23 protein-coding genes are annotated in these 20,753 nt (G+C 70.1%); 13 read left to right on the top strand and 10 right to left on the bottom strand.

Annotated elements, in window-relative coordinates; all coding sequences use genetic code 11:
* Positions 1–24 precede the first annotated feature (24 nt).
* Together WD026_RS06735 and WD026_RS06730 are read left to right on the top strand one after the other, a co-directional pair.
* Entirely contained in the window at positions 25–1,236 is a 1,212-nt protein-coding gene (locus WD026_RS06735) for an FAD-dependent monooxygenase (protein ID WP_425722857.1), read from the top strand.
* Positions 1,233–2,231, top strand: a complete 999-nt coding sequence (locus WD026_RS06730) for a Bug family tripartite tricarboxylate transporter substrate binding protein (protein ID WP_425722856.1) — start codon at positions 1,233–1,235, stop codon at positions 2,229–2,231. Before WD026_RS06735 ends, WD026_RS06730 begins: the two co-directional genes overlap by 4 nt.
* 6 nt (positions 2,232–2,237) lie before the next feature.
* On the opposite strand, the gene kynA is transcribed toward WD026_RS06730, so the two are convergent.
* The 7 genes from kynA to WD026_RS06695 all read right to left on the bottom strand — a co-directional run bounded on the left by kynA (position 2,238) and on the right by WD026_RS06695 (position 8,611).
* Positions 2,238–3,146 (bottom strand): tryptophan 2,3-dioxygenase, encoded by a 909-nt coding sequence (gene kynA / locus WD026_RS06725; protein ID WP_425722855.1) that lies wholly within the window; start codon positions 3,144–3,146, stop codon positions 2,238–2,240.
* A 10-nt stretch (positions 3,147–3,156) separates the two neighbouring features.
* Positions 3,157–4,485 carry a kynureninase gene (gene kynU / locus WD026_RS06720; RefSeq protein WP_425722854.1) on the bottom strand — a complete coding sequence of 443 codons (1,329 nt, stop codon included), beginning with the start codon at positions 4,483–4,485 and terminating at the stop codon, positions 3,157–3,159.
* Positions 4,482–5,111, bottom strand: coding sequence for an arylformamidase (kynB, locus tag WD026_RS06715; RefSeq protein WP_425722853.1), 630 nt, complete (start codon positions 5,109–5,111; stop codon positions 4,482–4,484). The genes kynU and kynB overlap by 4 nt, the downstream gene beginning before the upstream one ends.
* 77 nt (positions 5,112–5,188) lie before the next feature.
* Positions 5,189–6,109 carry a class I SAM-dependent methyltransferase gene (locus WD026_RS06710; protein WP_425722852.1) on the bottom strand — a complete coding sequence of 307 codons (921 nt, stop codon included), beginning with the start codon at positions 6,107–6,109 and terminating at the stop codon, positions 5,189–5,191.
* Positions 6,110–6,118: 9 nt separating this feature from the next.
* Entirely contained in the window at positions 6,119–6,436 is a 318-nt protein-coding gene (locus WD026_RS06705) for a YkgJ family cysteine cluster protein (RefSeq protein WP_425722851.1), read from the bottom strand.
* Positions 6,437–6,452: 16 nt separating this feature from the next.
* A complete protein-coding gene (argF, locus tag WD026_RS06700; RefSeq protein WP_425722850.1) occupies positions 6,453–7,397 on the bottom strand; it encodes an ornithine carbamoyltransferase in 945 nt (314 codons plus the stop codon).
* 5 nt (positions 7,398–7,402) lie between these two features.
* Complete coding sequence (locus tag WD026_RS06695; RefSeq protein WP_425722849.1) at positions 7,403–8,611, bottom strand: aspartate aminotransferase family protein; 1,209 nt, start codon at positions 8,609–8,611, stop codon at positions 7,403–7,405.
* A 296-nt stretch (positions 8,612–8,907) separates the two neighbouring features.
* Here WD026_RS06695 and WD026_RS06690 point away from each other — a divergent pair, with 296 nt between their 5' ends.
* Positions 8,908–9,216: a DUF3579 domain-containing protein gene (locus tag WD026_RS06690; protein WP_425722848.1), complete on the top strand. Its 309-nt coding sequence runs from the start codon at positions 8,908–8,910 to the stop codon at positions 9,214–9,216.
* Positions 9,217–9,337: 121 nt separating this feature from the next.
* Here WD026_RS06690 and rpsT read toward each other — a convergent pair whose 3' ends face one another.
* Complete coding sequence (gene rpsT / locus WD026_RS06685) at positions 9,338–9,637, bottom strand: 30S ribosomal protein S20 (RefSeq protein ID WP_086119220.1); 300 nt, start codon at positions 9,635–9,637, stop codon at positions 9,338–9,340.
* A 115-nt stretch (positions 9,638–9,752) separates the two neighbouring features.
* Between rpsT and murJ the strand changes: the two genes are divergently transcribed.
* The 5 genes from murJ (at position 9,753) to WD026_RS06660 (ending at position 14,310) form a co-directional block, all read left to right on the top strand.
* The gene (gene murJ, locus WD026_RS06680; protein WP_425722847.1) at positions 9,753–11,318 is read left to right on the top strand and encodes a murein biosynthesis integral membrane protein MurJ; all 1,566 of its coding nucleotides are present in this window, start codon (positions 9,753–9,755) and stop codon (positions 11,316–11,318) included.
* Between the two features lie 32 nt (positions 11,319–11,350).
* Positions 11,351–12,202: a SirB1 family protein gene (locus WD026_RS06675; protein WP_425722846.1), complete on the top strand. Its 852-nt coding sequence runs from the start codon at positions 11,351–11,353 to the stop codon at positions 12,200–12,202.
* Between the two features lie 127 nt (positions 12,203–12,329).
* A complete protein-coding gene (locus WD026_RS06670; RefSeq protein WP_425722845.1) occupies positions 12,330–12,722 on the top strand; it encodes a PA2779 family protein in 393 nt (130 codons plus the stop codon).
* Positions 12,723–12,766: 44 nt separating this feature from the next.
* A complete protein-coding gene (locus WD026_RS06665; RefSeq protein WP_425722844.1) occupies positions 12,767–13,681 on the top strand; it encodes a PA2778 family cysteine peptidase in 915 nt (304 codons plus the stop codon).
* On the top strand, positions 13,678–14,310 hold the full coding sequence (locus WD026_RS06660) for an NAD-dependent epimerase/dehydratase family protein (protein WP_425722843.1): 633 nt from the start codon (positions 13,678–13,680) through the stop codon (positions 14,308–14,310). The genes WD026_RS06665 and WD026_RS06660 overlap by 4 nt, the downstream gene beginning before the upstream one ends.
* Before the next feature lie 16 nt (positions 14,311–14,326).
* On the opposite strand, the gene purM is transcribed toward WD026_RS06660, so the two are convergent.
* Complete coding sequence (gene purM / locus WD026_RS06655) at positions 14,327–15,364, bottom strand: phosphoribosylformylglycinamidine cyclo-ligase (RefSeq protein ID WP_425722842.1); 1,038 nt, start codon at positions 15,362–15,364, stop codon at positions 14,327–14,329.
* Between the two features lie 85 nt (positions 15,365–15,449).
* On the opposite strand from purM, the gene WD026_RS06650 reads away from it, so the two are divergent.
* From WD026_RS06650 to folK, 5 genes are read left to right on the top strand one after another with little or no spacing between them, the layout of a single operon-like run.
* Complete coding sequence (locus tag WD026_RS06650; protein ID WP_425722841.1) at positions 15,450–16,556, top strand: AI-2E family transporter; 1,107 nt, start codon at positions 15,450–15,452, stop codon at positions 16,554–16,556.
* Positions 16,557–16,569: 13 nt separating this feature from the next.
* Positions 16,570–17,256, top strand: a complete 687-nt coding sequence (hda, locus tag WD026_RS06645) for a DnaA regulatory inactivator Hda (RefSeq protein WP_425722840.1) — start codon at positions 16,570–16,572, stop codon at positions 17,254–17,256.
* A gap of 8 nt (positions 17,257–17,264) precedes the next feature.
* The gene (locus tag WD026_RS06640) at positions 17,265–17,933 is read left to right on the top strand and encodes an HAD family hydrolase (protein WP_425723210.1); all 669 of its coding nucleotides are present in this window, start codon (positions 17,265–17,267) and stop codon (positions 17,931–17,933) included.
* Positions 17,930–19,600, top strand: coding sequence for a polynucleotide adenylyltransferase PcnB (gene pcnB, locus WD026_RS06635; protein ID WP_425722839.1), 1,671 nt, complete (start codon positions 17,930–17,932; stop codon positions 19,598–19,600). The genes WD026_RS06640 and pcnB overlap by 4 nt, the downstream gene beginning before the upstream one ends.
* Before the next feature lie 7 nt (positions 19,601–19,607).
* Positions 19,608–20,114 carry a 2-amino-4-hydroxy-6-hydroxymethyldihydropteridine diphosphokinase gene (gene folK, locus WD026_RS06630; protein WP_425722838.1) on the top strand — a complete coding sequence of 169 codons (507 nt, stop codon included), beginning with the start codon at positions 19,608–19,610 and terminating at the stop codon, positions 20,112–20,114.
* A 3-nt stretch (positions 20,115–20,117) separates the two neighbouring features.
* Here the strand turns inward: folK and pdxH are convergent, their stop codons facing one another.
* Positions 20,118–20,753, bottom strand: coding sequence for a pyridoxamine 5'-phosphate oxidase (pdxH, locus tag WD026_RS06625; RefSeq protein WP_425722837.1), 636 nt, complete (start codon positions 20,751–20,753; stop codon positions 20,118–20,120).

Below are 20,753 nucleotides of genomic sequence, written 5' to 3'. Positions count from 1 at the left end.
CAGCCCGGCGGCACAATCCAGGGCATGAAAAACAATGTTCTGGTGGCCGGTGGCGGCATCGGGGGCCTGGCCTGCGCGCTGGCCCTGGGGCGCTCCGGCGTGCCGGTGACCGTGCTGGAGCAGGCCCCGGCCTTCGGCGAGATCGGCGCCGGCATCCAGCTCGGCCCCAACGCCATGCGGGTGCTGTCCGACTGGGGCGTGGCCGAGGCCCTGCACGAACACGCGTCCTTTCCGGACGAGCTTCGGGTGCGCAGCGCCCAGGACGGGCAGCTGCTGGGCCACATGCGCCTGGGCGCATCGGCCCTGGCCCGCTATGGACACCCCTATGCCAGCGTGCACCGGGCCGATCTGCACCGCGTGCTGCTCTCGGCCCTGCTGGCCGGTGCGCCGGCCTCGCTGAGCCTGAATGCGCGCATCGCCAGCTTCGAGACGCAGGCCGACGGGGTGTCGCTGCGGCTGGAGGCCGGTCAGACCCTGCAGGGCGAGGCACTCATCGGTTGCGACGGCCTGTGGAGCCGCGTGCGCACCGGGCTGCTCGGACCCGAACCACCCCGGCTCACCGGCCATCTGGCCTACCGGGGCATGATCCCGGCCGACCGGCTGCCCCGCGCGCTGGCCACCAACACCGTCAATGCCTGGCTGGGTCCGCGCATGCACGTGGTGCACTACCCCATCCGCCAGGGCCGCTGGTTCAACGTGGTGGCCGTGGTGCAGGGCCGGGCCGGGCAGGGACATGCCGGCAGCGATCCGCGCCAGTGGTCGCAGGACGCGCTCACCGCCGACCTGCTGCGGGCCATGGGACCCTTGGGCACCGACCTGCAAGGCCTCATCGATGCCGTGCCCTCGTGGACGCTGTGGAGCCTGCACGACAGGGTGCCCATGACCGGCCCGCACGAGCATGCCCAGGGCCGTGTGGCGCTGCTGGGCGATGCGGCCCATCCGCTGCGGCCCTACCTGGCCCAGGGCGCGGCCATGGCGCTGGAAGATGCCTGGACGCTGGGCCAGCTGATCGACCGCCACCAGCACCCGGTGGACTGGCCGGCGGTGTTCCAGCGGTTCGCCCGCAGCCGCTGGGAGCGCAATGCCCGGGTGCAGGCCAAGTCGCTGCGCAATGGCCGCATCTTCCACGCGCGGGGCCTGGTGCGCTGGGGCCGGGATGCCGCCATGAACCTGCTGGGCGAAAAACTCATGGACAACCCGTGGCTCTACGGCGGGCCTCCGCTGCCGGCCGGATGAAGGCCATCGGACTGAGCCGCCGGGAGTGGCTGCTGGCCGCCCCGGCGATGGCAGCCAGTGTGGCCGGGGTGGCCCTGCCCGTGGCGGCGGCCGAAGGCCGGTGGCCCACACGGCCGCTGCGGCTGCTGGTGGGCTTTCCGGGCGGGTCGTCACCGGATCTCATGGCGCGCCTGCTGGCCGACCCGCTGTCCCGTGCGCTGGGCCAGCCGGTGGTGGTGGACAACCGGGTGGGGGCCGGCGGCAACCTGGCCGCCACGCTGGTGGCCCGGGCCACCGACGGCCACACCCTGGGCCTGATGATCAACGGCAACCTCACCACCGCACGGCTGCTGCAGCCCGCCACCGCCTACGACCCGGCCACCGATCTGGCCCCGGTGGCCCTGCTGGGCAGTGCGCCGCTGCTCCTGTGCGCCGGGGCGCAGGCACCCACCCCGTTCAAGGCCTTCGCGCCACATGCCCGCGAGGCTGGTGCCCGCTGGAACTTCGGTTCGCCCGGCATCGGCACGCTCGGTCACCTGGGCATGGAGCTGTTGCAGCAGCGCACTGGTCTGGCGGCGGTGCATGTGCCGTACCCGGGCAATCCGCAGGTGGTGGCGGCCTTGCTGGCCGGCGAGGTGCAGATGGCCTTGCTGCCGCCGGGCCTGGCGCTGCCGCTGGTGCGGGCCGGGCGGCTGCAGGTGCTGCTGGCCACGTCCACCGGCCGCAGTGGGCTGGCACCCGAGGTGCCGGGTCTGGCCGAGTCGGGCATCGACCTGCCGTCGCTGGAGATCTGGAATGCCGTGGCAGCGCCACGCCGCCAGCCCGGCGCCCAGGTGCAGCGCCTGGCCACCGAGCTCAACCGGCTGGTGCGGGAGCCGGCCGTGCGGGACGCCATGGCGCAGCAGGGCTGGAGCGTGGTGGGCGCCGGACCGGAAGGCCTGGCCCGGCGCATGGCGGCCGACACCGCCCTCATGGCGCCGCTGATACGGCGGCTGCAGCCGCTGGCGCTGCGCTGAAGCCGTTCAGAGCGCGGTGCGCAGCGTCCAGATCTCGGGGAACAGCACCACGTCGAGCATCTTGCGCAGGTAGCTCACGCCGCCGGTGCCCCCGGTGCCGCGCTTGAAGCCGATGACCCGTTCCACCGTGGTGAGGTGGCGGAAGCGCCAGAGCCGGAAGCTGTCTTCGATGTCGGCCAGCTCCTCGGCCAGCTGGTACAGATCCCAGTGCTGGCGGGGCTCGCGGTAGACCTGCAGCCAGGCGGCCTCCACCGCCTCGCTGGCCTCGTAGGGGCGGGTCCAGTCGCGCTCGGTGTGGCTGGCCGGCACCGGCAGGCCGCGCCGGGCCAGCAGGCGCAAGGCCTCGTCGTACAGCGACGGCGCGCGCCACGCGGCATCCACCACCGCACGCCGGTCCGGGTGGTGGGCATGGGGCTGCAGCATGGCGGCGTTCTTGTTGCCCATGGCGAACTCGATGCAGCGGTACTGGTGGCTCTGGAAGCCGCTGCTCTGGGCCAGGTAGGGCCGCAGCGCGCTGTACTCGGGCGGCGTCATGGTGGCCAGCACGTCCCAGGCGTGCACCAGCTGTTCCATGATGCGGCTCACCCGGGCCAGCATCTTGAAGGCCGGGGCAAGGTCGTCGCGTGCGACATGGGCGATGGCCGCGTGCAGCTCGTGCAGCATGAGCTTCATCCACAGCTCGCTGGTCTGGTGCTGCACGATGAAGAGCATCTCGTCGTGGGCGGGCGAGAGCGGCTTCTGCGCCGAGAGGATGGCGTCGAGCTGCAGGTAGTCGCCGTAGCTCATGTCGGCGCTGAAGTCGAGCTGGGCGCCTTCCTGGTGGACGATGGCCTCGGGCAGCGGATCGGTCGATGCGCCGTTGCCCGAGAACGGGCAGCCGCTGGCCGCAGGCGCGCGGTGGTTCGGTTCGGTCATGTCGGCCCCCTCAGGTCACGGCGTGGCGGCGGGCAAAGCGCGGCTCGCGCCATTCGCCGGTGGCCAGCACCTGGTACAGGTGCTCCACGGCCTGCCACACGTCTTCGAAGCGCAGGTACAGCGGCGTGAAGCCGAAGCGCAGGATGTCGGGGTGCGCCGCACCGTCACCGGCGCGGAAGTCGCCGATCACGCCACGCGCGATCAGTGCCTGCACGATGGCGTAGGCAGCGTGGCCTTCATCGGCAGCCTCGGTCTGGCGCACCAGGCTCACCTGCGAGCCGCGCGCCGGCTCGTCGGACGGCGTCACGCACATCAGGCCGTGACCGGCACAGCGCTCTTCCACCAGGCGGCGGAACAGATCGGTGAGTGCCAGCGACTTGCGGCGCAGCGCAGCCATGCCGCCATGGGCTTCGGCCGCCAGCACGGTGTCCACGCCGCATTCCAGCGCGGCCAGGCTGATCATGGGCTGCGAGCCGCACTGGTAACGGCCGATGCCGGGGGCGGGCTGGTAGTCGGGCGTGAAGGCGAACGGTGCGGCATGGCCCCACCAGCCGGCCAGCGGTTGCCAGAAGCGGTCGGCGTGGCGCGGGTTGACCCACACGAAGGCCGGAGCGCCCGGGCCGCCATTGAGGTACTTGTAGCCGCAGCCCACCGCAAAGTCGGCGTCCGATCCCGTCAGGTCGACCGGCACCGCGCCAGCGCTGTGCGCCAGGTCCCACACCGTCAGCACGCCCGCCGCGTGGGCAGCCGCCGTGACGGACGCCATGTCGTGCATGGCCCCGGTGCGGTAGTTCACATGGGTGAGCATGAGGATGGCGGCCTTGGGGTCCTGCAGGGCAGCCGGAATGTCGGCGGCGTCGTCCACCAGCACCAGCTCCCAGCCCTTGTCCTTGCACAGGGCTTCGGCGATGTAGAGGTCGGTGGGGAAGTTGCTGCGCTCGCTGACGATGCGCCAGCGGCCGGGCGCGTCCTGGGCGCTTTGGCGCAGGGCGGCGCTCAGCACCTTGAACAGGTTGACCGAGGTGCTGTCGGTGGCCACGGTGGTGCCGGGGCCGGCACCGATGAGGCGGCCGATCTTGTCGCCCACCCGGCGCGGGGCCTCGAACCAGCCGGCCTTGTTCCAGCTCTGGATCAGGTCCTGCCCCCATTCCTGCTGTACCACCTGCGCCACGCGGGCCGGGGCGGAGGCGGGCATGGCGCCGAGCGAATTGCCATCCAGGTAGATGGTGCCTTCAGGCACGACGAACAGGTCGCGCAGCGCGCGCAGCGGGTCTTGCGCGTCGAGCGCGCGGCAGTCCTGCAGGGAGGTGGGCAGATCGGTGTGGAGGGTGGTGGTCATGTCAGGTCTCGCAGCACCGCGCGCACCGGGGAGGCGTCGGCGGTGGTCAGTTTCAGGGGCAGGGCGATGAGCTCGTAGTCGCCTTCGGGCACGTCGTCGAGCAGCAGGTTCTCCAGCACCCGCAGGCCGTGGCGGCGCACCGCCTGGTGGCTGGGCAGGGTCTTGCTGTCGGCCGGGTCCAGGCTGGCGCTGTCGGTGCCCACCAGCACCACGCCGTGGGCCGCGAGCAGCTCGATGGTGGCCGGGTCGAAGGCGGGCAGGGCGGTGTCGAAGGTGGTCTGGGGCATCTGCCGGTACATGCGCACGAGCACGCGGGGCGGTGCGTCCACCAGCGCATGCCGGATGTGCTGCGGCAACACCAGCGGTCCCATGCCGATGGCATGCACCACACGGCAGGGGCCGAGGTAGGGCGTCAGGTCGACCTCGCCGATGGCCTGTCCGCTCGGGTCGTAGTGCAGCGGCGCATCGGCATGCGCGCCGGTGTGGGGCGACAGCGTGAGGCTGCCCACGTTCACCGGGCAGTCCGGCGTGATGGTGGCCACCCACTGCTGGGCATAGGCGGTGTCACCCGGAAACACCGGCGAGCCGGCGTGCAGAGGGGGCGAAATGTCGCGGAGCGTTTTCATGGAGCCGGGAAGGTAGCACCGGCCGAAAACGTGTGGTGTCGGTTATTTCCAACGACGGCGCAACAGGCCCGTCGCTCTCACGGGTGCCGCACCACCAGCACCTTGAGCGCCCGATCGGGCGACACATCGGCAAAGGCCGGCGGGTTGGGCAGGCGGCCTTCCACGATCAGCCCGGGTGCCTCTTGCGCCAGCGCTTCGTGCAGGAAGGATTCGGGGATTTCCGGGGCGTTCAGGCAGACCAGCGCATGGCCGCCGGGCAGCAGCAGGTCGGGCAGGCGGCGCAGCAGGCGGGGGTAGTCCTTGGTGGCCACGAAGCTGCCCTTCTGGTAGCTGGGTGGGTCGACGATGACCAGCCCGTAAGGCCCCAGCCGGTTCACCTTGCCCCAGGAGGTGAACAGGTCGTGCGCCAGAAAGCGTGCACCGCAGGGGATGCCGTTGATCTGGTGGTTGAGCTGCCCGCTGGCCAGCGCACCATGCGCCATGTCGAGGTTGACCACCTCTTTCGCGCCGGCCTGCAGGGCCACCACCGAGAACGCACAGGTGTAGGCGAACAGGTTGAGCACCTTGCGACCCGCCGCGTGCGAGCGCACCCAGCGCCGGCCCTCGGCCATGTCCAGGAACAGGCCATGGTTCTGGCCGCGCAGCAGGTGCACCCGGTAGTGGGTGCCATCTTCGGTCACGTCGTGCGCCTCGGGCACCTGGCCCGCCATCACCGTGGTCAGGGGACGGCTGGTGGGGCCGTCGGGCTGGCGGCGCTGGAACACCCAGTTCAGCGGCTGGCCGGGGTGGACCTGCGCCTGGCGTGCCGCCAGGGCCTCGCCGATGCGCCGGGCATCGTCATCGGTGGCTTCGCCGAAGCGCGTCACCAGCCAGACCGGGGCGTACCAGTCGAGCGCCCAGTCGGTGGCGTCCGCATGCAGGCCGCCGCGGCCATGGAACAGGCGTTGTGCATCAGGGCCCGGCGTTGCACGGCCAATGGCATCGATCAGGGATTGCAAGGCCGGCCTTCAATCGCCGTGCAGGGCCAGCGGCGGCAGGCCATGGCGCTGGCGCGCGCGGGCGCAGGCATCGCTGCCTTCCTCGAACTCGCGGCAGGGGCTGGGGCGCCATTCGTAAATGCCGCAGGTGGCCCGTTCGCCGACCTTGCCGGTGAGTGCGGCGCAGCGGACGGGCACGTGGTCGGTGCCGCGCATGCGCATGGTGCTGCCATTGACCTCCACCGCCAGACCGGACGGCACGCGGCCGCCCATGTCTTCCATCTCGTAGACCGCAAAGTCCACGCGGAAACAGGCGCAGCAGGCGCCACAGGAGGTGCAGGCCGACATGCCGTGCCTCAGGCGTTCACAGGCGGCCCAGCAGCAGGTACTCCATGAGCGCCTTCTGCACGTGCATGCGGTTTTCGGCCTCGTCCCATACCACGCTCTGCGGGCCGTCGATGACCTCGGCGGTGACTTCCTCGCCCCGGTGGGCCGGCAGGCAGTGCATGAAGAGCGCGTCGGGCTTGGCGCGGCGCATCATGTCTTCGTCGACACACCACTGGGCAAACGCGGCGCGGCGCACCTCGTTCTCGGCCTCGAAGCCCATGCTGGTCCACACATCGGTGGTGACCAGATCGGCACCGGCGCAGGCCTCGCGCGGGTCCTTGAATGTCTTGAAGCAGTCGCTGCGCGAGATGCCGGCCAGGGCCGGGTCCACCTCGTAGCCGCTGGGCGTGCTCACATGCACCGTGAAGCCCAGCAGCTCGGCCGCCTGCAGCCAGGTGTTGGCCATGTTGTTGCCGTCGCCCACCCAGGCCACCACCTTGCCGCGCAGGGCGTCCAGCGGGTTGCCGCCGGGGGCAGGGCGGTACTCCACCAGGGTGAACAGGTCGGCCAGGATCTGGCAGGGATGGAATTCGTTGGTCAGGCCGTTGATGACCGGCACCCGCGAGTGCGCGGCGAAACGCTCGATCTTGGTCTGCTCGAAGGTGCGGATCATCACCAGGTCGACCATGCGGCTGATCACCTTGGCACTGTCCTCGATGGGCTCGGCCCGGCCCAGCTGGCTGTCACCCGTGGTCAGGTGCACCACCGAGCCGCCGAGCTGGTACATGCCGGCCTCGAAGCTCACCCGGGTGCGGGTGCTGGCCTTCTCGAAGATCATGGCCAGGGTGCGGTCGGGGTCGGCAAACGGGTGGTGCTTCTCGAATGCCTTGAACTTGCCCTTGATGAAGGCCGCCCGCTGGAGCAGGTACGCGTACTCGTCGGCGGTCAGGTCCTTGAACTGCAGGTAGTGCTTGATCGTCATGGGGTTCATTCGGCGAGGAAGGCGTGCACGATGGGCAGCAGGATGGAGACCACTTCGTCGGCCTCGGCGGTGGTCATGATCAGCGGGGGCACCAGGCGGATCACGCTGTCGGCGGTCACGCTCAGCAGCAGGCCGGCGTCGGCGGCACGCTGGGTGATGGCACTACAGGGGCGGTCGAGCTCGATGCCGATCATCAGGCCCTGACCCCGGATCTCGCGCACGCCGGCACGGCCCGCCAGGCCCTTCTCCAGCGCGGCGCGCAGGTGGGCGCCCACGTGTTCCACATGGGCCAGCAGACCGTCTTCCTCGATGATGCGGATGGTCTCCACACCGGCACGCATGGCCAGCGGGTTGCCGCCGAAGGTGGTGCCGTGGTTGCCCGGCTGGAAGATGTTTGCCGCCTTGGGGCCGGCCACCACCGCGCCGATGGGCACGCCCGAGCCCAGGCCCTTGGCCAGGGGCATCACGTCGGGCTGGATGCCGGCCCACTGGTGGGCAAACCACTTGCCGGTGCGGCCCATGCCGCACTGCACCTCGTCGATCATGAGCAGCCAGTCGCGCTGGTCGCACAGGGCACGCACGTCCTGCAGGTACTGGGCGCGCATGGGGTTCACGCCGCCTTCGCCCTGGATGGTCTCGAAGAACACCGCCACCACGTTGGGGTTGTTCTCGGTGGCCTTCTTCAGCGCCTCGATGTCGTTGGCCGGCACCCGCACGAAACCCTCCACCAGCGGGCCGAAGCCGGCCTGCACCTTGGGGTTGCCGGTGGCCGACAGGGTGGCGATCGAGCGGCCGTGGAAGGCTTTTTCGTAGACCACGATCTCCGGGCGCTCGATGCCCTTGTCGTGGCCGAACTTGCGGGCCAGCTTGAGCGCGGCCTCGTTGGCCTCCAGGCCGGTGCTGCAGAAGAACACATTGGTCAGGCCCGAACGCTCCACCAGCATCTGCGCCAGGCGTTCCTGGTCGGGCACGTGGTAGTAGTTGCAGCAGTGGATCATCCTGGCCACCTGGTCCTGCAGGGCCGGCACCAGCTTGGGATGGGCGTGGCCCAGGGTGTTGACCGCAATGCCGGCCAGCGCATCCAGGTAGGACTTGCCGTTCACATCCCACACGCGGCAGCCCTCGCCGTGCGACAGGGCGATCGGCAGGCGCCCGTAGGTGTTCATCACATGGGGCGATGCGGCAACGGCGACGGTGGGCAGGGCGGCGTTCATGCGGTTCTCCGGAAGGCAGGGGCAGCGGGGGCCCGGTGGGTGCCAGAAAAAGAAGCGGCTCAACGCCCGACAGGTGCGGGTTGAGCCGTTGAACGCGGATTTTAGGCGCAGCCCGCAGCCGTTCTCATGACGATCCGGCATCGCTCCGATGTGGCCCGGGCCGGCCGGCGCGGCTCGGGTAATCCCTGATCTCAGGTCTTATATAAGATAGAATACCGGCGCCTGTACCGACCGGGCGATCCCCGGCGGCCGGCACACCCACCCCCTCAGGCCCTCCACCCGAAGGCTGCGTCCGAATGGCCACACCGACTGCCAAGCAAGTGTTCATCCAGGGCATCACCCGCGATGGCCGCACCTTCCGCCCCAGCGACTGGGCCGAGCGGCTGGCCGGCGTCATGAGCAGCTTTCGCCCTGGCGGCGCCCAGCCCGGCAGCCACCTGAGCTATTCCCCGTGGTGCGTGCCCAACACCATCAATGGTGTCAAGTGCGTGGTGGTCCACAGCGACCTGCGCGAGGCCGAACCCATGGCCTGGGATTTCTGCATGAACTTCGCCCGCGACAACGACCTGCAGGTGGTCGAGGGCTGCCTGATCCCCGACCGCTGAGCCCGGACGCAGGAGCGTTCAGGCAACAAAAAAGCCGTCTTGCGACGGCTTTCTGCTTTTTTGCTGGCAGCGCACCCGGTTCAAACGGCGGGCCCTGGGGCCCGGGCTGCTGGGGGGCAGGTCAGGCGGCGGCGGTGGCCAGTGCCTTGACCTTGGCAGACAGGCGGCTCTTGTCGCGAGCGGCCTTGTTCTTGTGGAAGATGCCCTTGTCGGCGATGGTGTCGACCACGGCCTGCATCTTGGCGAACAGTTCGGTCGCCTTGGACTTGTCGCCGCTCAGAACGGCTTTTTCGACGTTCTTGACAGCGGTGCGGTATTTGGAGCGCAGCGAGGAGTTCGCGGCGTTGAGCTTGACGTCCTGGCGGGCGCGTTTGCGACCGGATGCCAGGCGGGGGTTCTTTTTCTTCGGCTTGGTGGCCATGGTGTGTTCCTTGAGTGTTTGTGGATGTTGCCAGCAAAGCCCGCGATTATAGCCCTGCGGGCATCCAGCGCCAGTCCGGGCCGCCAGGACGGGGCCGGCTCGTTACACTGACCCGGTGTCGCTCTTCAAGTCCGCCTCCGTCGTCTCGCTGCTCACGCTGGCCTCCCGCATCACCGGGCTGGTGCGCGAACTGCTCATGGCGGCCACCTTCGGCGCCAGCGCCCTGACCGACGCCTTCAACGTCGCTTTCCGCATTCCCAACCTGCTGCGCCGGCTGTTCGCCGAAGGCGCCTTCAGCCAGGCCTTCGTGCCGGTGCTGGCCGCCGCCCGCGAGCAGGACGGCGACGACGCCACCCGGGTCATGATCGGCCAGATCGCCACCGTGCTGGCCTGGGCGCTCACCGTCACCTGCATCCTGGGCGTGCTGGCCGCGCCGGTGCTGGTGTATGCCATGGCGGCCGGCCTGAAGCAGTCGCCCGAGGGTTTCGAGGCGGCGGTCGTCATGACGCGCTGGATGTTTCCCTACATCGCCTTCATGTCCTTCGTGGCGCTGGCCGCGGGCATCCTGAACACCTGGCGGCGGTTTGCGGTGCCGGCGGCCACGCCGGTGCTGCTGAACGTGGCCATGATCGGCGCGGCGCTGTGGGGTGCACCGTGGTTCGCCTCCATGGGGATCGAGCCCATCCTGGCCATGGCCGGCGGGGTGCTGCTGGGCGGCTGCCTGCAGCTGGGCGTGCAGCTGCCGGCACTGGCCCGGCTGGGGCTGCTGCCCCGGGTGGGCCTCACGCCGTCGGCCCTGAAGGCGGCCTGGAACCACCCCGGCACCCGCCGCGTCACCACGCTCATGCTGCCGGCCCTGCTGGGTGTGAGCGTGGCCCAGCTGTCCCTGCTGATCAACACCCAGATCGCCTCCCACCTGGCGGTGGGCAGCGTGAGCTGGCTCACCTACGCCGACCGGCTGATGGAGTTCCCCACCGCCATGCTGGGCGTGGCCCTGGGCGTGGTGCTGCTGCCGCAGCTGGCCTCGGCCCAGGCCGCCGGCGATGCCGATCGCTACAGCCAGCTGCTGGACTGGGGGCTGCGGCTGGTGGTGCTGCTGGCCGTGCCCTGTGCCGTGGCCCTGCTGACCTTTGCCCAGCCGCTGGTGGCGGTGCTCTACCACTACGGCCGCTTCGGCGCGGGCGACGTGCAGCAGACCGCTGCTGCCCTGATGGGCTACGGCGCCGGCCTGCTGGGGCTGATCGCCATCAAGGTGCTGGCCCCCGGCTTCTATGCACGCCAGGACATCCGTACCCCGGTGAAGATCGCCATCGGCGTGCTGGTGCTCACCCAGCTGCTGAACATCGCCCTGGTGCCGCTGTTTGACCATGCCGGTCTGGCGCTGGCCATCGGCATCGGCGCCATGGTCAATGCGCTGTTCCTGCTGGTGGGTCTGGTGCGGCGTGGCGCCTACACGCCTTCGCCGGGCTGGCTGAAGTTCTCGCTGCAGGTGCTGGCGGCCAGCGCCCTGCTGGCGGTGCTGCTGATGTGGCTGTCGTCCCGCTTCGTCTGGACCGGCTTCGAAGGGCAGGCCCTGCAACGCATCGGACTGCTGGCGGTGTCGGTGATCGGTGCGGTGGTGGTGTATTTCGGGGCCTTGCTGGCGTCCGGCCTGTCGTTGCGCCAGTTCGTGCGGAAATGACGTAACCTGAACGCCTGCCGCCCGAACCGCCCATGGAACTCGACTTTTCAGCGCCCACCCCCCTGGGGTACTTCGCCACCCTGGTGAGCGACGACGACGCCTTCCCGCTTTTCGAGGCAGCGGTGTCGGTGGCCCAGGACGAATACCCCGATCTGGACGTGCAGCAGGTGCTGGGCGATGTGGACCAGATGGTGGCCCGGCTGCGCCGCCGCTGTCCCGATGACGCCGGTCCGCTGCAGCGCCTGCGGGCGCTCAACCAGTTCTTCTTCCGCGACCTGGGCTTCGGCGGCAACGTCAACAACTACTACGACCCCGACAACAGCTACCTCAATGCGGTGCTGCGCACGCGCCGGGGCATTCCCATCACGCTGGCAGTGCTGTGGCTCGAACTGGCCCACGGCATGGGGCTCAAGGCGCGTGGCATCAACTTTCCGGGCCACTTCATGGTCAAGGTCAACCTGCCCAACGGACAGGTGGTGATCGACCCGTTCAATGGCCAGTCGCTCAGCCGCGACGAACTGGCCGAGCGGCTGGAGCCCTACAAGCGCCGCAACGGTCTGGTCGACGAGTTCGACGTGCCGGTGGGCCTGTACCTGCAGGCCGCCCAGCCGCGCGACATCCTGGCCCGGCTGCTGCGCAACCTGAAGGAAATCCACCGTGCGCAGGAAGACTGGCTGCGCCTGATCGCGGTGCAGGACCGCCTGCTCATCCTGCTGCCCGACGCCTGGACCGAATACCGCGACCGGGGCCTGGCCTGGGCCGAACTGGGCGAGGCCCGGCTGGCCGTGGCCGATCTGGACATCTATGTGGTGCATGCCGACGATCCGCTGGACCGCGAGGCCATCACCCAGCGGTTGCAAGAGCTGCGGCGGGCCCTGAACTGATGTGTCTGCCGCGACCGGCGGCTTGCATTCGGGTGTGAACGGTGTTTCGGCGTGTAAGACCGTTTGACGCCCACCCGGGCCGGCGAAGAACATCCGCCCGCCTGTCAACTACCCGATCACAACAACCATGACCCACAAGATCTACCGCGCTGTCGCCTGCGCCCTCATCCCCGCCATGACCCTGGGCAGCCTGCCGCTGCAGGCCCATGCCGGCATCGTCGGCACCGAGCAGGCCCTGGTGACCCCGGCCGGTCAGGCCGACCGCGACCGCGTCAGTGGCTTCCTGGCCCGCGAAGACGTGCGCAAGGAACTCATGGCCCAGGGCGTGAATGCCGATGACGCCATCGCCCGCGTGCAGGCCATGTCCGACGTCGAGGTGGCCCAGCTGGCCCAGCGCGTGGACAAGGCTCCGGCCGGTGCCGGTGTGGTGGGCGTGCTGTTCACCATCTTCCTGATCCTGCTGGTCACCGACATCCTGGGCTTCACCAAGGTGTATCCGTTCACCCGCCCGATCCGATGACACCACCCCGACGGGGTCGTGCAACCCCCGCCCTGGCGGGGGTTGTGCTTTGCGCGGCCCTGCTGGCCGGCTGTGCCGCGCCGCCCCAGGTGGCCCAGCTCCAGAACGACTGGCCCAGCGGCCTGCCGGCCCGCACGCTGCTCACGCGCGTGCCCTTCATTCCCCAGGACGACTTTCTCTGCGGCCCGGCCACGCTGGCCATGGTGTCGCAGGCGGCGGGACGCAAGGTCACGGCCGAACAGCTCACGCCGCAGGTGTACCTGCCCGGCCGGCAGGGCGCCTTGCAGACCGAGATGCTGGCCGCTGCCCGCCGCCAGGGGCTGGTGGCCTACCCGCTGGCGCCCGACCTGCGCACGCTGCTGACCGAAGTGGCGGCCGGCGAGCCGGTGCTGGTGCTGCAGAACCTGTCCCTGCCCATGGCACCGCAGTGGCATTACGCGGTGGCGGTGGGCTACGACCGGGCGCGTGACGAGATCGTGCTGCACTCCGGCACCACGCCGCGCATGCCCATGGCGCTGTCCACCTTCGAGCGCACCTGGGCCCGCAGCGACCACTGGGCGGTGCGCGTGACCGCCCCCGACCGACTGCCCGCCACGGCCGATGCCGACGGCTGGGCCAATGCCGTGGCTGCGCTGGAACGCTCCGACGTGCAGGCGGCCCATGTGGCGTACCGCACCGGGCTGCGCCGCTGGCCGGAGCACCGCATCCTGCTGCTGGGCCTGGGCAACACCCACTATGCGCAGGGCCGGCGCGAACAGGCCGCCACTGCCTACACCGCTGCGGTGCGCTCGGCGCCCGACTTTGCCGATGCCTGGAACAACCTGGCCCAGGTGCGGCTGGAACTGGGCCAGCTGGCCCAGGCCCGGGAGGCTGCCCGACGCGCCGTGGCCATCGGCGGTCCGCGTCTGGCCGACTACCAGCAGCTGCAGGCCACCATCGAAGCGAGGCGGCAACCGTGACGCGCCTGCTGCTGGTGGGCGCCACGGGCCTGGTCGGTGGCCATGTGCTGGACCAGGCGCTGGCCGACCCGCGCTTTTCGGTGGTGGTGGCACCCACCCGGCGGGCCCTGGCGCCGCGCCCCGGTCTGGTCAACCCGGTGGTCGATTTCGACAACCTGCCCCAGGACGCCGACTGGTGGGCGGTGGACGCGGTCATCTGCACCCTGGGCACCACGGCCCGCAAGGCCGGCAGTCCGCAGGCGTTTTACCGGGTCGATCACGACCACCCGCTGGAGGTGGCGTACCTGGCGCGTCGCCATGGCGCCCGGGCCTACGCACTCAATTCGGCGCTGGGGGCCGACGCCGCCTCACGCGTGTTCTACCTGCGCACCAAGGGCGAGATCGAGCGCGACCTGCAGGCGGTGGGGTATGGCTCGCTCACGCTGGTCCGTCCGGGCTTGATCGGCGGTGCGCGGGTCGAGAGCCGGCCGCTGGAGCGGCTGGCGGTGGTGGCGTCCGGCTGGTTTCAGCCGCTGCTGCCGCGCCGGTGGCGGGTGGTGCCGGCCGAGCGGATTGCGCACCACCTGCTGCAGGCGGTGCAGGACGGCATGCCCGGCGTGCGGGTGCTGCCGTCGGAGGCCCTGATCTGAGGGGAGGGGGGTGGTCTCAGGCCACCACGACGGCAGCGCCAGTGCCGCGCTCGGCGATCGCGCCGATGGTGTGCACCGTCTCGCCCAGGCTGCGCAGGGTGGCGGCACAGGCCTCGGCCTGGTCGGCGGCGATCACCACCACCATGCCGATGCCGTTGTTGAAGGTGCGGTTCATCTCGATGTCGTCGATGCCGGCCGTGGCCTGCAGCCAGGCGAACAGCTCGCTCTGCGGCCAGCTGCCCTTCTTCAGGTGGGCCGCCGTGCCCTCGGGCAGCACGCGCGGGATGTTCTCCAGCAGGCCGCCGCCGGTGATGTGGGCCAGGGCCTTGATCGGGTGCTGGGCCAGTGCGGCCAGCACGTTCTTCACATACAGGCGGGTGGGCTTCATGACCGCTTCCTTGAACGGCAGGCCGTCCAGGGTGGCGGGCAGCTTGCCGGCCGCGCGCTCGATGCACTTGCGCACCAGCGAGAAGCCGTTGGAGTGCACGCCGTGCGAGGCCAGGCCCAGCACCACGTCGCCCGGGCGCACGTTCTGGCCCGTCAGGATCTTGCTCTTTTCGACTGCGCCCACGCAGAAGCCGGCCAGGTCGTATTCACCGGCCGGGTACATGCCGGGCATCTCGGCCGTCTCGCCACCGATGAGGGCGCAGCCCGAGAGCTCGCAGCCCTTGGCAATGCCGCCCACCACGGCGGCAGCGGTGTCCACGTCGAGCTTGCCGCAGGCAAAGTAGTCCAGGAAGAACAGGGGCTCGGCGCCCTGCACCAGCACGTCGTTGACGCTCATGGCCACCAGGTCGATGCCCACGGTGTCGTGCATGTTCCACTCGAAGGCCAGCTTGAGCTTGGTGCCCACGCCGTCGGTGCCGCTCACCAGCACCGGCTCCCGGTAGCGCTTGGGCACCTCGAACAGGGCGCCGAAGCCGCCGATGCCGGCCAGCACGCCCTCGCGCATGGTTTTCTTCGCCAGGGGCTTGATGCGGTCGACCAGGGCGTCGCCCGCGTCGATGTCGACGCCGGCGTCTTTGTAGGAGAGGGGGGTGTGGTTCTGGCTCATGGGAGGCGGATGCGGGGCACCCGAATAGAATTTGCGCTGGATTTTAAGGGTTGGCCTCGTGCGGCCGCCCGCACACCCGACCCGCATGACCTTCACCCCCACCCAGACCCGCGCCGCCGTCTGGGCCAGTCTGGCCCTGGCCATCGGCTGGCTGCTGTCCCTGCTGGCGCCGGTGCTCATGCCCTTCCTGCTGGCGATCGTGGTGGCCTACGCCCTGCATCCGCTGGTGGAGCGCTGGGCCGCTCGGGGCATTCCCCGCTGGCTGGGGGCGGGTGTGGGCATCTCCCTGCTCATGCTGGTGATGCTGGCCGTGGTGCTGCTGATCGTGCCGGTCATCACCGCGCAGCTGCCCCTGCTGCGCGACCAGGTGCCCGCCCTGCTGGACCGGGCCAACACCCACATCGTGCCGCTGGCCGCCCGTTTCGGCATCGACCTGCAGATCGACACCGCCCAGGTGCGCGACTGGCTCAAGCAGGTGGTCACCGGCCACGAGAGCCAGCTCATCGGCGGTCTGCTGTCCTCGCTGCGCATAGGCGGCAGCGCACTGGCCGCGGTCATCGGCAACCTGTTCCTCATGCCCATCGTGGCCTTCTACCTGCTGCTGGACTGGGCTGCCCTGGTGCAGCGCTTCAAGGAGCTGATCCCGCCGCGCTGGCGCGATCAGGTCCAGTCCTTCCTGGACGAGACCGACGAGGTGCTGGGCCAGTACCTGCGCGGCCAGCTGCTGGTGATGGGGCTGCTGGCGGTGTTCTACACCGTGGGCCTGGCCCTCACCGGGCTGAAGCTGGCGCTGCCCATCGGCGTGTTCACCGGGCTGGCCGTGTTCGTTCCCTACCTGGGTTTCGGTCTGGGGCTGGTGCTGGCGGTGCTGGCTGCGCTGCTGCAGTTCCAGAGCCTGTTCGGCGTGGTGGCGGTGCTGGCGGTGTACGGCGTGGGCCAGGTGCTGGAGAGCCTGTACCTGACCCCGCGCCTGCTGGGCGAGCGCATCGGCCTGCATCCCATTGCCGTCATCTTTGCCCTGCTGGCCTTCGGCCACCTGTTCGGTTTCGTGGGCGTGCTGATCGCGCTGCCGGCCAGTGCCGTGCTGCTGGTGGCCATCCGGCGGGCCCGCACCACCTACCTGGCCAGCCCGCTGTACCGCGAGAGCGCCAGGGCCGATCCGCCGCCCGAGCCCGGGCCGCCACAGGACTGAGCCCGTGGTCACCATGAAGCAGCTCGCGCTCGATATCGGCCTGGCCCCGGTGCCCACGCTCTCGAACTTCGTGCCGGTGGGCAACGAGGCGGCGCTGGAACACCTGCGTCTGTGGTCGGGCAGCCCGACCCGCTCGCCGGTGCCCACCTTCCTGTGGGGGGCCGGCGGCAGCGGCAAGACGCATCTGCTGCTGGCGGTGCGCGAGGCCTTCCGCGAACACGGGGCAAGGGTCGGCTGGATGGACGCCGGCACCCTCAACCCGCCCGACTACGACGAGTCGTGGGAAGCGGTGCTGCTGGACGATTGCCACCTCTACACCGCGGCCCAGCAGGCCATGGCCTTCAACTGGTTCGTGCATGCCCAGACGCCGCCGCAGGGCAGTGCGCGCTGGGTGCTGGCCGCCGCCGCGCTGCCGCCGGCCGACCTGCAGCTGCGCGAAGACCTGCGCACCCGCCTGGGCTGGGGCCATGTGTTCCAGCTGCACGCCCTGGGCGAGACCGAACGCCGCGCCGTGCTGCGGCGTGCCGCTGACGAGCGCGGCGTGTTCCTGAGCGACGAGGTCATGGACTTCATGCTCAACCGCTTCTCGCGCGACCTCTCCAGCCTGATGATGCTGCTCGACCAGCTCGACGCCTACGCCTTGCGCACCCAGCGGGCCATCACCATCCCGCTGATCCGCTCCATGCTGGAAAACGAATGACCTCTCCGATGCGCCTGGCCCTGTTCGACCTCGACCACACCCTGCTGCCGCTCGACTCCGACCACGCCTGGGGCGAGTTCACCGTGCGCATCGGCTGGCGCGATGCTGCCGAGTTCGGCCGCGCCAACGACCGCTTCTACCAGGCCTACAAGGACGGCACACTGGACATCCACGAATACGTGCGCTTCGCCACCGGCGCCGTGCGCGAGCGCGGCATGGCGCAGGCCCAGGCCGCCCACGAACGCTTCATGGCCGAGGTGATCCGCCCGGCCATCACCGACCCGGCACGCGCGCTGGTGCGGGCCCATCAGGCCGCCGGCGACACGGTGGTCATCGTCACCGCCACCAACGAATTCGTCACCCGGCCCATTGCCCGCGCCTTCGGTGTGGACGAGCTGATCGCCATCGACCTGGCCACCGGACCCGACGGCGCCATCACCGGCGACATCCGGGGCATCCCCTCGTTCCGGCAGGGCAAGGTGCTGCGTGTGGAACAATGGCTGGCCGATCGGGGCCTGCGCTGGTCCGATCTGCAGCACACCACCTTCTACAGCGACTCGCCCAACGACCTGCCGTTGCTCGAGAAGGTACACGAACCGGTGGCCACCAACCCCGACGAGCGCCTGAGCGCCGTGGCCCGCGAACGCGGCTGGCGCATCCTCCAACTCTTCGAATGATCAAGAAACTCATCGACAAGCTGCTCGGCAAGTCCGGCAGCGACGCCGGCGCCCGCAGCGCCCCGCGCTTCGGCAAGCGCCAGGACGTGCCGGCCAGCGTGCACGGCATCAACCCCCAGCTGGTGGACCAGCGTGCCCTGGACGTGGTCAACACCCTCAAGCAGGCCGGCTTCGAGGCCTACATCGTGGGTGGCGCCGTGCGAGACCTGCTGCTGGGCTTGCGGCCGAAGGATTTCGATGTGGCCACCAATGCCACGCCCGAGCAGGTCAAGGGCCTGTTCCGCCGCGCCTTCATCATCGGGCGGCGCTTCCGCATCGTGCACGTGGTGTACGGCCGCGGCCGCGAGCACGAAGTGATTGAGGTCTCCACCTTCCGCGCCTACCTGGACAGCAACGACGCCGAGCAGGTGGCCGGCAACGAACGCACCAGCAAGGGCGAACTGGCCGGCATGAAGCACGCCGTGGACGCCAGTGGCCGCGTGCTGCGCGACAACGTCTGGGGTCCCATCGAGCAGGACGCCGCGCGCCGCGACTTCAGCATCAACGCCATGTACTACGACCCGCAGACGCAGACGGTCGTGGACTTCCACCACGGCATCCGCGATGCACAGAAGCGCGTGCTGCGCATGATCGGCGACCCCGCCACCCGCTACCGCGAAGACCCGGTGCGCATCATCCGCGCCGTGCGTTTCGGTGCCAAGCTCAGCGCCCTGGGCTTCCAGTTCGACGCCAAGACCCTGGCGCCCCTGGTGTCCTCGCGCAAGCTGCTGGCCGACGTGCCGCAGAGCCGCCTGTTCGACGAAATGCTCAAGCTGCTGCAGACCGGCCATGCGCTGGCCAGCGTGGCACAGCTCAAGTCGGTGGGCCTGGACACCGGCATCTACCCGCTGCTCGACATCGTGGTGCAGCGCGCCGACGAGCCCTTCGTGAAGGCCGCCCTGCAGGACACCGACCGGCGTGTGGCCGAAGGCAAACCGGTGGCGCCCAGCTTCCTGCTGGCCTGCGTGCTGTGGGCCGACGTGCGCAAGGCCTGGGAGCAGCGCCTGCAGCCCCGCACCGGCCAGCGACCGGTGCCGCCGTTTGCCGCCCTGCAGGACGCGGTGGACGAAGCCTTCGAGGCCCGCATCGGCGATGTGTCGGGCCGCGGCAAGCTCGGCACCGACATGCGCGAGATCTGGATGATGCAGCCGCGCTTCGACAAGCGCGTGGGCAGCTCGCCCCTCACCCTGGTGGAGCAGCCGCGCTTCCGGGCGGGCTTCGATTTCCTGCGCCTGCGCGCCCAGACCGGCGAGGTGGACGAAGAGCTGGCGCACTGGTGGGAGACCTTCAGCATGGCCAGCGACGACATGCGCCAGGACATGCTGGACGAGCACCGCCGCTCCAGCGGCAAAGGCCAGCCCCGCCGCGTGCGCAAGGGCGATGCCGACCACCCCGAGGGCACGGCACCGGCCGGTGGCCGTACCCACCGGGTGCCGGCTCCGTCGCCTGCCCCGGCGTCGCAGGACGATGCAGCGTTCGATGCAGCGTCGGATGCAGACGGGGAGGGCGCAGAACCCTCGTCCGATCCGGCCGCACCGGCCCGCAAGCGCCGCCGCCGTCGCCGCAAGCCCGGTGGTGGTGCGGGTGGCGCTGGAGCCGACAGCGGCGGCGCTCCGGCCGGCGACTGACCTGTCCATGGGAGCGAACACCGCTTCCACCCACCGCCCCGCGCGGGATGAGGTGCGGGCCTTCGTGGCCCTGGGTGCCAATCTGGGGGATGCCGCCGCCACCGTGCAGCGCGCCCTGCAGACCCTGGGCAGCGTCCCGGGCCTGCGCCTGGTCAAGGCCTCCAGCCTCTACCGCACCGCCCCGGTGGATGCCACCGGCCCCGACTTCATCAATGCCGTGGCCGAAGTGGCCACCACCCTCAGCGCGCCCGACCTGCTGGATGCCTTGCAGGCCATCGAAGCCGCAGAAGGCCGCGAGCGGCCCTACCGCAATGCCCCGCGCACGCTCGATCTGGATGTCCTGCTGTACGGCGATGCGCGCATCGATTCGCCGCGTCTGACGGTGCCGCACCCACGCATGGCCGAGCGCGCATTCGTGCTGGTGCCGCTGGCAGAGGTGGCACCGTGGCGGGTGCCGGCTTCCGCACTGGCTGTGGTGGGTGATCAGCCGATCACCCGTTGCACCACCACCTGAGCTTCAGGGCGCCAGCCGCTCGCGCAGCCAGCCGCCGCCGTCCTGCCGCTGGTAACGCAGCCGGTCGTGCAGCCGGCTCTTGCGCCCCTGCCAGAACTCCCAGCGGTCGGGCACCAGCCGGAAGCCGCCCCAGTGGGGCGGGCGGGGCGGGTTGAGCAGGAACTGGGCGCCGTACTTCGCGGCATTGGCCACCAGCACCGTGCGGCTGTCGATCACCTGGCTCTGCGGGCTGGCCCAGGCACCGATGCGGCTGTCCAGCGGGCGGCTGTGGAAGTAGGCATCGCTTTCGGCCTCGCTCACCTTCTCCACCCGGCCTTCGATGCGCACCACCCGTTCCAGCTCCACCCAGTGGAACTGCAGGGCGGCGAAGGGGTTGCCCGCCAGTTCGCGGCCCTTGCGGCTGTCGTAGTTGGTGTACCAGACGATGCCGCGCTCGTCATAGCCCTTGATCAGCACCACGCGGGTACTGGGCCGCAGGTCGGAGCCGACGGTGGCCACCGTCATGGCATTGGGCTCGGGCAGTTCGCCGCTGATGGCTTCCTTGAGCCACTGGTCAAACTGCTGCAGGGGATCGGCGTGCGAGGCGGACTCGCTGAGTTCGGCTTTTTCGTAGCTCTTGCGCAGGTCGGCGATGTTCAT

The organism is Hydrogenophaga sp. R2 (assembly GCF_049843595.1).
Lineage (GTDB): Bacteria > Pseudomonadota > Gammaproteobacteria > Burkholderiales > Burkholderiaceae_C > Hydrogenophaga.
The sequence above is the reverse complement of the archived record's forward strand: the minus strand, read 5'-3'. Positions and strand labels throughout refer to the sequence as shown.

Excerpts from the sequence above, each read along its gene's own strand:
- WD026_RS06735 (WP_425722857.1), top strand. The coding sequence starts at position 25 with ATGAAAAACAATGTTCTGGTGGCCGGTGGCGGCATCGGGGGCCTGGCC.
- WD026_RS06730 (WP_425722856.1), top strand. The coding sequence starts at position 1,233 with ATGAAGGCCATCGGACTGAGCCGCCGGGAGTGGCTGCTGGCCGCCCCG.
- kynA (WP_425722855.1), bottom strand. The coding sequence starts at position 3,146 with ATGACCGAACCGAACCACCGCGCGCCTGCGGCCAGCGGCTGCCCGTTC.
- kynU (WP_425722854.1), bottom strand. The coding sequence starts at position 4,485 with ATGACCACCACCCTCCACACCGATCTGCCCACCTCCCTGCAGGACTGC.
- kynB (WP_425722853.1), bottom strand. The coding sequence starts at position 5,111 with ATGAAAACGCTCCGCGACATTTCGCCCCCTCTGCACGCCGGCTCGCCG.
- WD026_RS06705 (WP_425722851.1), bottom strand. The coding sequence starts at position 6,436 with ATGTCGGCCTGCACCTCCTGTGGCGCCTGCTGCGCCTGTTTCCGCGTG.
- argF (WP_425722850.1), bottom strand. The coding sequence starts at position 7,397 with ATGACGATCAAGCACTACCTGCAGTTCAAGGACCTGACCGCCGACGAG.
- WD026_RS06695 (WP_425722849.1), bottom strand. The coding sequence starts at position 8,611 with ATGAACGCCGCCCTGCCCACCGTCGCCGTTGCCGCATCGCCCCATGTG.
- WD026_RS06690 (WP_425722848.1), top strand. The coding sequence starts at position 8,908 with ATGGCCACACCGACTGCCAAGCAAGTGTTCATCCAGGGCATCACCCGC.
- rpsT (WP_086119220.1), bottom strand. The coding sequence starts at position 9,637 with ATGGCCACCAAGCCGAAGAAAAAGAACCCCCGCCTGGCATCCGGTCGC.
- WD026_RS06675 (WP_425722846.1), top strand. The coding sequence starts at position 11,351 with ATGGAACTCGACTTTTCAGCGCCCACCCCCCTGGGGTACTTCGCCACC.
- WD026_RS06670 (WP_425722845.1), top strand. The coding sequence starts at position 12,330 with ATGACCCACAAGATCTACCGCGCTGTCGCCTGCGCCCTCATCCCCGCC.
- purM (WP_425722842.1), bottom strand. The coding sequence starts at position 15,364 with ATGAGCCAGAACCACACCCCCCTCTCCTACAAAGACGCCGGCGTCGAC.
- WD026_RS06650 (WP_425722841.1), top strand. The coding sequence starts at position 15,450 with ATGACCTTCACCCCCACCCAGACCCGCGCCGCCGTCTGGGCCAGTCTG.
- hda (WP_425722840.1), top strand. The coding sequence starts at position 16,570 with ATGAAGCAGCTCGCGCTCGATATCGGCCTGGCCCCGGTGCCCACGCTC.
- WD026_RS06640 (WP_425723210.1), top strand. The coding sequence starts at position 17,265 with ATGCGCCTGGCCCTGTTCGACCTCGACCACACCCTGCTGCCGCTCGAC.
- pcnB (WP_425722839.1), top strand. The coding sequence starts at position 17,930 with ATGATCAAGAAACTCATCGACAAGCTGCTCGGCAAGTCCGGCAGCGAC.
- folK (WP_425722838.1), top strand. The coding sequence starts at position 19,608 with ATGGGAGCGAACACCGCTTCCACCCACCGCCCCGCGCGGGATGAGGTG.
- pdxH (WP_425722837.1), bottom strand. The coding sequence starts at position 20,753 with ATGAACATCGCCGACCTGCGCAAGAGCTACGAAAAAGCCGAACTCAGC.